This is a genomic window from Oceanobacillus sp. M60 (genome assembly GCF_053839645.1).
The window spans coordinates 356822-370946 of record NZ_JBSSNH010000004.1 but is presented as its reverse complement, the minus strand read 5'-3'; the positions used below and the strand labels follow the sequence as shown (position 1 = coordinate 370946).

Below are 14125 nucleotides of genomic sequence, written 5' to 3'. Positions count from 1 at the left end.
ATGAATATTTTAGTTTTAGGTGCAGGGACAATGGGAAATGCCCACGCTGCTGCTTATACAGAAATGAAAGATGTAACATTATGTGGAATTGTTGATGTGAATTTTGAAAAGGCTGCTCAATTGGCTGACAAGTGTGGGACTAAAGCATTTTCTTCTTATGAAGAAGCGAAGCAGCAGATTGTGGATATTGATGTCGTATCTGTTTGTTTGCCTACTCCTTTACACAAAGAGACAGTCTTGCAAGCGGCGAGAGATAAATTTCACGTTATTTGCGAGAAGCCTTTGGCCCGCCATCTGGCTGATGCCAGAGAGATGATCGATTTCTGTGAACAGCAGGGAGTTCGCTTATTCGTAGGCCATGTGGTACGCTTTTTTCCAGAATATGTACAGGCGAAAGAAGTAGTAGATTCACAAAAAATAGGCCAGCCGGTAATTGCAAGAACAACGAGAGGAGGAGCATTTCCAAATGCCTCTAATGACTGGTATGCAAACTTTATTAAAAGCGGAGGTTTGATTTTAGACACAGTTATTCATGATTTTGATTTTTTAAGATGGTGCTTTGGAGAAGTAGAGCGTGTATATGCAAAAACAAGCAGAGGAAGAGCGGCTGGGAAATTAGAATATTCCTTAGTCACACTTCGATTTGAAAACGGAGTAATTGCTCATGTAGAAGGTACCTGGGCACATCAGAACTTCCATACGAAGTTAGAAATTGCAGGGAAGGAAGGGATAATTCAACATGATAGTACTTCGGTGAGCCCTGTCGTAGTAGAAAAAAGCGCATCAGTTGATGAGGTTGTAGGGGTAGCGGTTCCGTCCAGTCCAACGCAGTATAGTCCATATTATCTTGAAATAGAGCATTTTATTTCTTGTATTAAAGAAGGAAAGGAAGCGAGAGTGACCGCAGAAGACGCCTATAAAGCGCTAGAGATTTCATTAGCTGCTTTACAATCGATTGAGTCGGGAGAGCCGGTTTATCTTAAACAATTTTCCAGTTTGGAGGGGGTAAAATGAAGGTAGGTATTATTAGTTTTGCTCATGGACATGCGTATAACTATGCAAATGCTTTAAACAATTTGCCGGAGATAGAGTTACATGGTATTGCTGATGAAGAGGAAGTGAGAGGGAAAGACGCAGCGGAACAGTTTAATACCAAATACTTTTCGGATTATCATGACTTATTAAAGGAACCGATTGATGCTGTGATTATTACATCAGAGAATCAAAAGCATTTTGAACACGTCAAAGCTGCAGCGAATCATGATAAGCATGTACTATGCGAAAAACCTTTGTCTTCTAATGTGAAGGATGCGGAAGAAATGATTAAGATTTGCCGGGAAAAAGGCGTGATTTTACAAACTGCATTTCCGGTAAGGTTTAATAAACCTGTGCAAAATGCGAAACAAACGATAGACACGGGGGATTTAGGGAATATTATTGCTGTTAAAGGTACAAATAGAGGGACTAATCCTGGAGGATGGTTTGTGCAGAAAGAGAAATCTGGCGGAGGGGCAGTTATCGATCATACTGTTCATGTAGTCGACCTTATTCGTTGGTTTACTAACGCAGAAGTAACAGAGGTATACGCTGAAATAGATGATAAACTATCCGAGGGGGAGATAGATGATACTGGGCTGTTAACCATGGAATTTGATAACGGTATGTTTGCGACATTGGATTGCAGCTGGTCTCGTAATAAGGATTATCCAACTTGGGGAGACGTTACCTTAGAAATAATAGGAACGAAAGGAACGCTCTCTGTGGATGCTTTTGCCCAGAAGCTGGATGTATATAGTTCAGAGGGCGTTAAATGGAATTTCTGGGGAGATGATATGGATGAGGGATTGATAGAGAATTTTATCCAGGCTGTCAAAGAAAACAAAGATCCATTTATTACAGGAGAAGATGGATTAAGAGCTTTGGAAGTAGCTATGGCTGCCTACCACTCATCCGCTAGAAAAACCGCAGTAATGCTAAGTGAATTATGATTTTAATGCTGACAAGACCTCACAAACTAGTTTCAATCTGTGGGGTTTTTCGCTTTTTGGTTTCATTTAACAAACGCTAAGTTTGAAAAGAGATTTCTGCAGTACCGATTCGGTAATTGCTAATATGGTTACATCATCTACATACCCCTTGCTCCATTTGTCTTTTCAACTCAAATCATCTAAAATAATAACTTGGATTCCATTTTTTAAGCAAACCGATGAAGATAAAAGGAGTAATATAGATGAGCAATTTAAAAAAGAATGGCTATGCGCGGTATGATTTAATGCAGCAATTAGACTATGAAGGAATAGAAGCAGATTACCAAGCTTTATTGGATTATTTCGAGGATCTGCCTATCGATGAATATGCAAAAGACTTAAATCGTTATAGAAGATATTCACGCGCTTTGGTATTGCCAACTTCTGGTCAGATTGAATGGCTGCCAACGCTGACGAAGGATGGGGAGGAATACTCTGCGTACTTCCAAGGGAAATTTAATCCGGAATATCCGGGTTCCTATCGGGAATTCCCTTGTATAGATAAGGAAATACAGAATAATAAGCTATTGGAAAAAATTATTCTGTTTGATTATCATGAAACGTTTTGGAAGGAAGAAGACCGGATTATGCCGATTCATGCCGGCGTACATTTTGTAAAGCTGTACGTACAAAATGATACGGATAAGGCTGTTTCTTCCCCGAACTGCTTTCATCAGGACGGAGAACCATTTACCTTTGCCCATTTAATTAAAAGAGAAAATGTCAAAGGCGGTACGAACGCTATTGGTATTCCTAAAGCGGCAGGAGAAACGTTTGATACAGTCAATCAGGATGATGTGATAGAGATTTTTGAGATTACCAAGCCTTTGGAATCTTATGGTGTGGAGGATTCGGCAGTTTCGCATTATGTCAGCCCGATTGAAAAAGGGGACGCGGAAGAAGCTGGAGTACGTTCTGTTATTTTAATTGATTATCAGCAAACTGTTGTTGCTGATGTAGATGATGAGTAAATAAAAAACGTAATGTGAGGCGGGAAAACCTTTCTCACATTACGTTTTTTAAACTTTATATGCGCTTAATCGCAGGCTCATAAATAGATTTCAACGTTTGAACACTATGAGCAAATTTTTCCTGTTCTTCTTCATTCATTGGCACTTCAATAATTTCACGGATGCCAGAACGGTTAATGATAGATGGAACACCGATGCATACGTCTTCTGCACCATATTGACCTTGTAAATAACTGCTTGTTGTCAACACGATATTTTCGTTTCTTAGAATGGCTTCGGTAATTCGTGCTAAGCTCATGGCAATACCATAGAAGGTAGCGCCTTTTTTCTCAATAATGTGATAAGCTGCATCCCGAACCTCTACAAAAATCTGGTCAAGGTCTTCTGCGTTATAATCGTCATGATTATCTAAATACGTTTGCAGGGGAACAGGACCAATGGTTACTCTGCTCCAAAGCGGGAGCTCTGTATCCCCGTGTTCACCGACAATATAGGCATGAACTGCTTTCGGAGAAATATCGAAATACTCTCCAAGCTTATAACGAAGACGGGAAGAGTCTAAGGTTGTTCCGCTTCCGACAACACGGTGAGCAGGGAAACCGCTGAATTCAATAACTGCTTGCGTTAAGACATCTACAGGATTGGTTGCAATGAGGAAAATACCGTCGAAGCCGCTCTCCATCACATCATCCACAATCCCTTTAAATATCTTCATGTTTTTTTCAACGAGGTCTAAGCGTGTTTCACCCGGTTTTTGGTTTGCTCCTGCACAAATACAAACAATATCTGCATCTTTACAGTCTTGATATTCTCCCAGCCAAACATTGGTTGGAGATGGGGCGAACGCTTTCCCGTGGTTGAGATCCCACACATCTCCAAGCGCTTTATCTGCGAATAAATCAATAATAGCTAATTCCTCTGTAATACCCTGGTTTATAAGTGAAAATGCATAACTGACACCGACAGACCCGGCTCCAATCAATACAACGCGATTTACTTTTCCATGATTTGCTGTCATTTTTAACACATCCTTTAAAGTAGTATACGAATCATTCTATACTTAAACAGTGAGCCATTACACAATTTAAGTCAATAGTTTTATAATATTTCGGAAATAGAAGTTTGAAACGAAACTTCGTTCAGTCGGAGTTTTTGTTCTTCTCTGTGATAAAATAACACTTGTCATTTTTATGGAACCATGTATAATATTTCTAAACTCGAGATACATCCTATCAAAAGCGTTGAAGAGAAGAGTAAATATAAGGGAAGCATAACAGAGAACTCCGGAAGCTGAAAAGGAGGATGCGGAACTATATTGAAGCAAGCCTCGTAGCTGCACATTGGATTGTTATATGATGATGTGCCGGTGCTCCCGTTATCGAGAAAAGCAATGATTTGCTGTTGCTTATGGAGGTTTCTGCAGCGATGCAGAAACAGAATGAGGTGGCACCACGATCTTCTGTGATATAAGAAGTCCCGTCCTCAAAGTTGAGATAACTTTGAGGGCGCGGGCTTTTTTTATTTTATAAAAAAGCTTAAAAAAGGAGAGATGGAATGGAAGGGACTTGGGAAAGGTGGAAAAACACCTCATTATTGTTAACGGGAATTGGTGTATCTAATCTGGGAGCATGGATATACCTGATTGCATTAAATTTAATTGTTTTGGAAATGACGGGCTCTCCGCTTGCGGTTTCTGTGTTATATATTTTGATACCGTTGGCAGCAATGTTCACCAATTTTTGGGCCGGTACCATGATTGACCGTTGGAATCAAAAGAACATGATGATCGGATTAGATGTATTTCGGGCAGGCCTTATAGGTATACTTCCTTTTTTAGATTCCTTATTGCTCATCTATGTGTTGGTATTTGGAATTAATGTAGCCAGTGCGGTGTTTGAGCCGGCCTCTATTGTCTACATGACCAAATTGGTTCCAAAAGGAGACCGTCAGCGGTTCAATGCCCTTCGTAACTTTATTAATTCCTGCGGGTTTATTTTAGGACCGTCGATTGCAGGGGCATTGTTTATGTTCGGCAGTCCTTCCTTTGCTATATTTATAAATGCTGCTGCATTATGTATTTCTGCCATGATAATCCTTTTCCTTCCCAATTTGCATGAACAGGGGAAAATAAGTGATAGAATCGATATCCATTCTGTCATTCATGATTGGAAGAAGATTCTTGCATATAGCGGCAATCATAAATATATTACCTTGATTTATATTCTGTTTGGGGGTGTAACAGTTTTTATGACAGGGCTGGACTCGTTAGAGGCAGCTTTTGCAATAGAGGTGCTATTGTTGGATGAAAGCACCTATGGCTTTTTAGTTAGTATTGCAGGAGCAGGGATTATAGCTGGTTCTTTGATAAATGCGATGTTTGCGAAGTACTTAAAAATTAATATGCTGATGGGGCTCGGGGTAATAGGTACGCCTGCTGGTTATTTGGTTTTTGCTTTCTCAACAGATTTTACAGCAGCGGCAATCGGTTTCTTCCTGCTGACATGTGCGCTTTCTTTCGCCAACACGGGCTTCCTGACCTTTTATCAAAATAATATACCTGTAGAGATTATGGGGCGTTTTTCAATGATTTTTGGACTAATCGAAGCGGTATGCATTATTTTGTTGACATTAATCATTGGAATAGCAGCTGAAATGATGGACATTAGATTGGTTTATATTGTGGGCTCGTTCTTGTTTTTAGGTCTGGGTCTATTCTCCAATATGCTGGTGCAAGGAAAGAAGAAAAGAAAATATTATCAATTAAATGAAGGGTAATATATTTGTTTTTTCTGCAAGTAATGGTGTACGAGGTAATTAAAATAACATTATAATTACCTCGTACAAAGAGGGGAAACCTGTATAAACATATCATTATTTGCTTATGCAGGGACCTTCATTCGATATATTCAATAAGACTGGTCACAGAAAAGAAGACATCGATTATGCCGCAGCCGAGCAAACTAGCCTTCGTCTTCTTCAAAGAAAGCGTGAAAATAGGCATAAACAGCATTTTCCGTATCCAATACTTTGTATAGCCTTCCTTCCTGATCTGACGGAACAACCCGTATGTATTCATTGGAGAGGTATAGATAGAGCGTATCTCCATCAGACAGGTTCATTTCTGCGGTATATTCCGGGCTGTCGCTTGTAATCCGTCCGCCCTGATAAATATGGACATCTTCAATCAGCATTCGGGTGATATCATTTGATTGATCCAATACAATTTCTTTCTCATTCTCTGATTGTACAGGCTCATCGCTATCTAAGTGACTGGAGTCCGATTTTGTAAGACGAATCGAATCAACATGTCTCCGTTCCCCTTCCGTGGTCAGAACTTCTGTTAAAACAACGGGCAGATTTGTTGGCAGGGAAGTAAAGGATATTTTAAAGAAGAAAATAAGTGCAAGCAGGATAATGATGATAACAGCAAGGATGCTGCTGATAATAATGTATTTTTTAGGCATGGATTCCGCTCCTTATAATAGGAAGTTCAAAAATCAAAATGATCCGTTTAACACGTGCGATAATATCGTTCCATCGTTAGTAGCATGCAACAAACTGAATAATAACATACTATCAATAAGAAGCAGAAAGGATATGACGAAAAAACCCAGTGTGCACACTGAGCTTTTTCTACCTTTGTTAGGAAATAGATGTAGCTGTTTCTTGAACCACTTTATCCAGTTCCTGAATATTTTTAATGCCTTCTGTCTGCAGCCATTTCGCAGCAGCTTCTCCATCCACGTTTTTGAATTCAGATGTTGCGCCGCTCCAAGTTGCTCTGCCGCATAGAACACCGTTAAAGGCAGATTCCGCTTCTTTGGCAAAACGCAATGTTTCCTGGAATAATTCCGGTGTAACGCCTGCACTTAAAAAGATGAATGGCAGGCTGGTCGCTTCAGACTGTTCTTTGAAAACAGCTTTTGCTTCCGCTTGGGTTTGAGCTGTATCTCCTTCTGCATAGCCTTCCACAAAGTTCATATTGACAGGAACCTCTACTTTTAACACATCCACGTTAAATCTTGACTCGCTATAGCGTTTCATTGCTTCAATCACTTTTTTCGGTTTTACTTTAGCAAATTCCAATCCCTTTTCATTGCCAATCGAATCATCATAGGTAAGAATTTCTAAGAAAAATGGAATCTCCTCTGCGACACATTCACTGCCGACGCGTTCTACAAAAGCTTCTTTAGCTTCATTGATTTCTTTACTTTCATCTACATCCACATAGATCAATAATTTAATTGCGTCAGCGCCTGCAGCTTTCAGGTTTTTGACAGAGCAATTCGGAATTAAATCCGGAAAACGTCCAGGCTCTTGTTTGTCGTAGCCTGTTTGTTCATAAGCCAATATTAATCCGCAATTTTCATCTCTTTTCCTTGCTGCTGCTAATCCATATTCAGGGTCAAGCAGGATAGAAGAAGCGTAAGGAGTCAGTTCTTCAGAAACAATCTGTTTGAAGGCTGAAATCTGCTCGCCGGAAATATCCTCGCCCATCATTCTTCTTAGTGCACCACGCTGGTCAATAGCAAGTGCAGAAATAATCCCCTGATCATTTATGAGTTTTTTTAAATTTTTCATTTTTTAACGCCTCCAAGTAATAATTCTTTTATCTCCGCTTCGGATTGAGAAGCTTTTAGCTGGTTAATAAAATCTTGATTCATCAGTTTTCTGGAAAGAGCCGATAAGATATCTAAATGTTCGTTGCTGCTTCCATCTGGTACGAGAATACTGATAACAAAGTCTGTTGGTTTTCCGTCCATTGCAGGCCAATCAATGCCTTCTGTCAATTGAACGACCATTAATTTTGCTTGTTGGATTACTTCACTTTTTACATGAGGAATAGCGATTCCGTTTTCCATACCTGTCGAGCCTTCTGCTTCTCTTTTTTGCAGACCGCTTGCTACTTTTTCTGCATCTGTTGCAATATTTAATGCTGCAGCTTTATCTGCTATAAACGCCAGAACCTCCTCTTTTGAGTGAAGCTTTTGCTGCAGATAAATTTGGTTTGTTTCTAAAAGCTCCCCCTGTTCACGTGGCGCAGGTGTTTCTTGTTGTACTGGCGCAGCCGCTTGCTCAGGATTGCTTTTTCGTTGATGTCTTTTTTGTTCTAATGCCATTAAGAATCCGGAAATCAGCGCACCAATCAGAATTGCCAAGACCCATAAGAAGGCATGAGTGACAACAGGCAGAACGATAAATCCGCCATGCGGTGCAGGAACTTCTACTTTAAACATATACGTCAGCATGGCAGCGATAGAAGAACCTACCATGATAATTGGGATAATGGTAAACGGACGTTTTGCTGCAAAAGGTATCGCGCCTTCTGTAATGTGCGTTGAACCTAATAGAAAGTTGACATAGCCGGCACTTGCTTCTGCCTGGTTATAGCTGCGTCTCGCAAATAATACCGAGAATCCGGTTGCGAGCGGCGGAACGATACACGCCGCAGAAACACCTGCCATAAATAAGAAATTACCTTGTGCCAGAAGTGCTGTACCTGTTACATAGGCCGCTTTGTTGACGGGGCCGCCCATATCAAATGCACTCATAATACCTACAATCAACCCTAATAAGATCGGGTTAGAATCCTGGAAACTGCTTAGGAAGTCCATCATTCCCTGGTTGATTGCTTCCATCGGAACAGACAGATACCACATCGCAAATCCGCCGATAAAGATACCGAGAACCGGAATTAAAAAAATAGCTTTTAAACCATCTAATGATTTTGGCAGGTTCTTTAGTGCTTTCATAAGCAGTAAAACAAGGCCTCCAGCTAAGAAGCCGCCAACAATTCCTCCTAAAAATCCGGTGCCGTTTGTATCAGCAATCATACCGACAATAAAACCAATAATAAGGCCGGGTCGATTACCAATGGATTGTGCAATATAAGCACTTAAAACAGGAACCATCAATCCCATTGCTAATCCGCCGATGGTATTCATTTGTTCGGCAATAACATTATATTGAGACGATTCAGGGTCAGCTGAATAAATTCCAAACATAAAGGAAACAGCAATCATCACCCCGCCGGCAACAACTAAAGGAAGCATATGGCTGACACCATTCATCAGATGTACATAAAGCTGATGCCATATGCTGGCTGATTCTTGATTGCTGTCGTCATTCGATTGAGCCGCTTCACCCGAACCTTTATAGACCGCTACATTCCCTGATATAGCTCTATCTATTAATTCCTCAGGGTTTTTAATACCTTTTGAAACGGAAACATTGATTACTTTTTTGCCATGAAAACGGTCGATATCCACGTTTTTATCTGCAGCAATAATAATGACTTCTGCGTCTTTGATTTCTTGAGCAGTAAACTGATTTTCTGTTCCTCTTTGTCCATGTGTTTCGACTTTGATGGAAACGCCTTTTTCTGCTGCTGTTTTTTCAAGTGCTTCTGCAGCCATAAACGTATGCGCAATTCCTGTTGGACAGCCAGTAACGCCTAAAAAACGATATGTCATGATGTTCATCCTTTCTTTTAAATGGTTACTACTTGTACTTTTAAGTTTTGCATCAATTGATCGACATCCTCAAAATCGGTTAATCCAGAGCGGAAAGCCGTTGAAGAACCTGCCGCTACAGCTTTTTTCAATGCTGCTTCGGGGGAACTGGTCTGTAAGGTGCTGTAAAAGGTAGCCAGCATCGTATCGCCAGAGCAGGCGGTATTCACGACCTCCCCTTTTGGTGCTGGACAGTAGAGCATTGTGTCTTTATTAACAAAGTAAGCACCTTCGCCTCCCAGAGAAACTAATATATTTTGACAGCCTTGATCTACTAATTTTTGAGCTGCTCTCAATATTGCTTGTTCTGAGTCGAGTTCCTCCTCTGGAAACAAGGCCTGCAGCTCTTCGTCATTCGGTTTGATCAAGTAAGGCCGGTAGTGAACTAATTCACTTAAGATCGGATGACTTATATCTAAAATCAATCGAAATCCAATATCAGAAGCATGCTTTGCGATGGAAACCAGAATGGATGGATTTACGCCCTTCGGCAGGCTGCCTGACACAAATAACACGTCATCCTTTGTAAATCCGGCAATTTTAGTTATTAATTCATCAATTTTTACATCTGTAATTTCCGGACCGCCATTAACAATTTTGTACTCACCCTGATTGGATTTTACAAATGCATTAATTCTTGTGACACCATCAACTTCCGTAAAATCAGTGTCGATATTCATTTGGTTTAGTTCATCCTGAATATAATGCCCGCTGAACCCTGCTATATAACCGATAGCTGTCGAGGGGACGCCAAGCTTTTTTAAAATAATGGATATATTGACTCCTTTGCCATTTGGCTGGAATTCATCGTATATGCTTCGGTTCACCTTATCCGGAAGAAAATCTTCCATTTCGATGAACATGTCAATCGCTGTATTTAACGTGCATGTATAAATCATGGTTCATCATCCTTCCTTCCTTACTTAAAGTATGACACGTCATGAAATGAAAATGTTTGCATTATATGTGGTATAGTTAGAAAATAGATGAAAAAGATTTCAAAAGGATATTCGAAAAGGGCGGGTGTTAAGCGTGAATTTCCAACAGCGGATTCAGCATTATTACAATGAATTAAGCAGCAGTGACAAGCATTTATTGGATTATATTGAATCACATCATGCGACAATGGGGGAGATTTCCATCACCCAGTTAAGTGAGAAAGCAAATGTTTCCACATCCACGATTGTCCGATGCATGAAAAAACTCCACTACCGGGGGTTTACAGATTTTAAATTTCAATTTGTTTCTGAGAAGTCACAGCAATTCCCGGGAGCATTGGAGAAAATAAAAAATATTGATTCTCAAATCCAATCTGCTATTTTCAAGAATCAGGAGGAAGTAACGAATACCATTAATTATCTGGATTCCTCCATTATCGAAGATGCTTTAGTTGCAGTGAAATATAGTAAAAAAATTACGATATTTGCCAGAGGCTTCTCGGAGCATATCTCCAATGAGATGGCGGTGAAACTGCAGCTGCTGGAAAAGCATTGTGAAGAGCATACCGACCCGAATATTATTCGTATTAAATCAAAAAAGTTTACGCGTGATGATTTAGTTATCTTTGTATCGCTAAATGGGGAAACAGAAGAATTAGTAGAAGCGGCACAATTTTGCAAGCGAAATAATGTAAAAACGATTTTGCTGACGACAAATAAGGAAAGCAGTCTGTTTCAGTTATGTGATATTAATTTGCTGGGCTATAAGTCGAAGCAGAGCTTTTTCCCGGACTATGAGGTGCGTTCGCGTCTGCCGCTGCAGGTGCTGGCCCGGATATTTCTGGATGCTTATGTGATTCGGTTTAAGTAGTTTTTTTGGGAGGGAACTGGAGTAGTAACAATCCAGTATAAGCTGAATAATTTAAAAAACTCGTGAATCAGATTGGTTAATGTTTTATATTAATAAAAACCATTGGAGAGCAGATAAGCATTTTCTAAATGTTAATGATTAGAACCGGAATATATGACAAAAGATATTCATAAAATGTAGAAACACTCGTCATCTAGAGTGGGGCTACATTTTTTTGGTTATATGGAAACAAATTTTAATACTTTATGTAGTTATTAGTTGAACCTGGCAGCGACCGTTTCAGGTGATAGGCTTTAAATGGAATCACTTAGCTTTTTATTTTATGATAGCGCTTTCTTTTTTGTGGAGTTCAATTTGATTAGAGAGGGTGTCTGATGATGAAAGCTAACAACCTAACCAGAAATATACTTATCGCATTAGTAGCTGGTGCCGTGGCCGGGATGGCTCTGACATTTGCTCCTGAAAGTTTTTTTGGTCCTTTGGACAGATATGTGCTGGACCCGGTTGGTCAAATATTTATTAATCTCATTATGATGCTGGTTGTCCCGTTGGTATTTGTGTCCATTGTTTTGGGGACGGCAGGTCTTGGCGAGCCGGCAAAATTGGGGAAAATCGGTGTTTTTACGATTACTTTCTTTTTAACAACTACGGCGTTTGCCATCAGTATCGGTTTAGCATTAGCTTACCTGGTAAAGCCAGGGAGAACGGGTATATTTGAAACATCTAACCTGGGTGACTTTACACCGAGCGAGGCACCGCCGATTATGGAAACATTAGTTAGTATCATTCCGGCTAATCCGATAGCGGCTATGTCTGCTGGGGAGATGCTGCAAATTATTGCCTTTGCCGTGTTTATCGGGGTTGCCTTAGCTTATTTAAATGAAAAGACAAAAGGTATTTTTAACTTATTTGAACAAGCAAACGATATTTTAGGCTGGCTTGTTATGCTGGTAATGCGATTTGCTCCATATGGTGCTTTTGCGCTTATTGCATCAGCAATTGGCGGTGCCGGACTGGATGCAGTTGATTCCATGTTAAGTTATATGTTAACCGTTATTGCAGGGCTGCTTCTACATGCGTTGCTTATTTACTCTCTGGCTATCTGGTTCTTGGGGCGAAGGAATCCAATTACATTCTATAAAGGCTTCTTTCCTGCGATGACAGTAGCATTTAGCACAGCCAGTTCCAATGCAACGCTTCCTGTATCGTTGAAAGCTGCACAAGAAAATCTTGGTGTGAAAAAAGAAATCAGCAGCTTTGTCCAGCCGCTGGGAGCAACCATTAATATGGATGGTACGGCAATTATGCAGGCTGTTGCGACCGTATTTATTGCCCAGGTATATGATTTGCCGCTTACGATGATTGATCTTTTAATGGTCGTGCTTGTTGCTACCTTAGCAAGTGTCGGTACGGCTGGTGTGCCGGGAGTTGGTTTGATCATGCTGGCCATGGTGCTGAATCAGGTCGGTCTGCCTGTGGAGGGTATTGCATTAATTATTGGTATCGACCGTATTCTTGATATGCTGCGAACATCTCTTAATATCTCTGGAGATGCGGCATGTGCGTATATTTTATCTGAACGGGAAAAGCGGAGAGAGAACAAGCAAGTGAAGGGCTAGGAATATAGAATAAAACCTTCTTCACTTATCTGTATCTTCTCAGGAATTGTTTTAAGAAGAAGTATTGTGGAAAAACAGCGTACTCCCAATAGAGAGTACGCTGCTTTTCCTTTATAAAGTCGACGGTATATTTTATCGCAGTGGGGGATGAAAAGAAAACCCCGCTGATTGCAGTTTCACTTTATATGAAAAAAGAGAGTATAAACCTGCATATATAAAAAACAATGGGAAGGATTGAAATAAAGAGGCCGACCCTTTTAATTTTAAATAAATAGTATAAAATGGCTCCCAAACCCCAGACAGCAATGAGTAAAAAGAAATTCAGGCCAAAATAATCATTATCTCCCTCAGCAATAGCTCTCCCCATGAAAAAGAAAGATAAGATGGTGGTGATAAATCCCGTTATGATGAAATAGAGCAGAAAGGAGCGATTGTTGCTTCCTTGTAATTTATTTTCTGAAGTAGACTTCATGTGAAATCCTCTCCTATTCAAGTGATTCGTTATAACTTTGTCCAAGAAGTTAAATGTTTTCCTATTTTTATTGTATACCCTCTAATTATTCTCTGTAAATTGATTGCATTTCATTCAAGATGAAGCTGATAGAACCCTTTCTATTTGTAGGAATATTTGTGAAGTGTTACGGTGAAACGATAGGAATCATTTTATGGAGGGATCTGAATGAGTGGTAAACTAGATGGGAAAATTGCTATTGTAACTGGTGGAACCGGCGGAATTGTTAAAGCGACTGTAGAATTATTTTTAGAAGAAGGGGCTTTTGCATAATCAGGGTAACCGATTGTGTAGCAGTTCCTTCTTAATTCATGAAAATTTAATAGTTGGTGATTTAAAAAGAATAGGTGTAAATAGAGTTGGGGTTTACAGTCTTAAAATTAAATTTTTATTCATTTACATTAACTATTGGGAAATTCATGAAAAAAGCTAATCAGTAACTTTATTTTTTATAAATGTATAAATTATTCCTATAATAGAAATTAAAACTATAGCAATAATCCCGGTCGTTACTGTGTCTTGAAGAGCAAGCGCCAGGTCAGTCAACCAATGATAGATGAGAAGTAATGTAAATCCTATGATTGCACCGCATAATATTTTTGCAAGCGTCCTTAAATAGGTGATACATGTTCCCTCTTTAAATTAATCCTTTTTATTTACTTCCCTTTATTAATAT

The 14125-nt window shown here is 39.7% G+C and carries 11 protein-coding genes and 1 other annotated feature; of the genes, 6 read left to right on the top strand and 5 right to left on the bottom strand.

Annotated elements, in window-relative coordinates:
- The 3 genes from ACW0TQ_RS12415 to ACW0TQ_RS12405 all read left to right on the top strand — a co-directional run bounded on the left by ACW0TQ_RS12415 (position 1) and on the right by ACW0TQ_RS12405 (position 2998).
- Complete coding sequence (locus tag ACW0TQ_RS12415) at positions 1 to 1014, top strand: Gfo/Idh/MocA family protein (RefSeq protein WP_193064452.1); 1014 nt, start codon at positions 1 to 3, stop codon at positions 1012 to 1014.
- The gene (locus tag ACW0TQ_RS12410) at positions 1011 to 1988 is read left to right on the top strand and encodes a Gfo/Idh/MocA family protein (protein WP_368901018.1); all 978 of its coding nucleotides are present in this window, start codon (positions 1011 to 1013) and stop codon (positions 1986 to 1988) included. Before ACW0TQ_RS12415 ends, ACW0TQ_RS12410 begins: the two co-directional genes overlap by 4 nt.
- A 242-nt stretch (positions 1989 to 2230) precedes the next feature.
- On the top strand, positions 2231 to 2998 hold the full coding sequence (locus ACW0TQ_RS12405) for a 2OG-Fe dioxygenase family protein (protein WP_341173400.1): 768 nt from the start codon (positions 2231 to 2233) through the stop codon (positions 2996 to 2998).
- A 55-nt stretch (positions 2999 to 3053) separates the two neighbouring features.
- On the opposite strand, the gene ACW0TQ_RS12400 is transcribed toward ACW0TQ_RS12405, so the two are convergent.
- Positions 3054 to 4016: an L-lactate dehydrogenase gene (locus ACW0TQ_RS12400; protein WP_332094059.1), complete on the bottom strand. Its 963-nt coding sequence runs from the start codon at positions 4014 to 4016 to the stop codon at positions 3054 to 3056.
- A 214-nt stretch (positions 4017 to 4230) separates the two neighbouring features.
- Positions 4231 to 4485: a binding site (T-box leader), on the top strand.
- A gap of 67 nt (positions 4486 to 4552) precedes the next feature.
- Between ACW0TQ_RS12400 and ACW0TQ_RS12395 the strand changes: the two genes are divergently transcribed.
- Positions 4553 to 5773: an MFS transporter gene (locus ACW0TQ_RS12395; RefSeq protein WP_368901017.1), complete on the top strand. Its 1221-nt coding sequence runs from the start codon at positions 4553 to 4555 to the stop codon at positions 5771 to 5773.
- Positions 5774 to 5958: 185 nt separating this feature from the next.
- On the opposite strand, the gene ACW0TQ_RS12390 is transcribed toward ACW0TQ_RS12395, so the two are convergent.
- The 4 genes from ACW0TQ_RS12390 to pfkB all read right to left on the bottom strand — a co-directional run bounded on the left by ACW0TQ_RS12390 (position 5959) and on the right by pfkB (position 10409).
- A complete protein-coding gene (locus ACW0TQ_RS12390) occupies positions 5959 to 6462 on the bottom strand; it encodes a hypothetical protein (RefSeq protein WP_042529022.1) in 504 nt (167 codons plus the stop codon).
- 178 nt (positions 6463 to 6640) lie between these two features.
- Entirely contained in the window at positions 6641 to 7579 is a 939-nt protein-coding gene (lacD, locus tag ACW0TQ_RS12385) for a tagatose-bisphosphate aldolase (protein ID WP_042529025.1), read from the bottom strand.
- The gene (locus ACW0TQ_RS12380; RefSeq protein WP_193064457.1) at positions 7576 to 9471 is read right to left on the bottom strand and encodes a fructose-specific PTS transporter subunit EIIC; all 1896 of its coding nucleotides are present in this window, start codon (positions 9469 to 9471) and stop codon (positions 7576 to 7578) included. The genes lacD and ACW0TQ_RS12380 overlap by 4 nt, the downstream gene beginning before the upstream one ends.
- Before the next feature lie 17 nt (positions 9472 to 9488).
- A complete protein-coding gene (gene pfkB, locus ACW0TQ_RS12375; protein ID WP_042529030.1) occupies positions 9489 to 10409 on the bottom strand; it encodes a 1-phosphofructokinase in 921 nt (306 codons plus the stop codon).
- 133 nt (positions 10410 to 10542) lie between these two features.
- On the opposite strand from pfkB, the gene ACW0TQ_RS12370 reads away from it, so the two are divergent.
- A complete protein-coding gene (locus ACW0TQ_RS12370; protein WP_042529032.1) occupies positions 10543 to 11319 on the top strand; it encodes a MurR/RpiR family transcriptional regulator in 777 nt (258 codons plus the stop codon).
- Between the two features lie 374 nt (positions 11320 to 11693).
- Positions 11694 to 12938: a dicarboxylate/amino acid:cation symporter gene (locus tag ACW0TQ_RS12365; RefSeq protein ID WP_455725720.1), complete on the top strand. Its 1245-nt coding sequence runs from the start codon at positions 11694 to 11696 to the stop codon at positions 12936 to 12938.
- Positions 12939 to 14125 lie beyond the last annotated feature (1187 nt).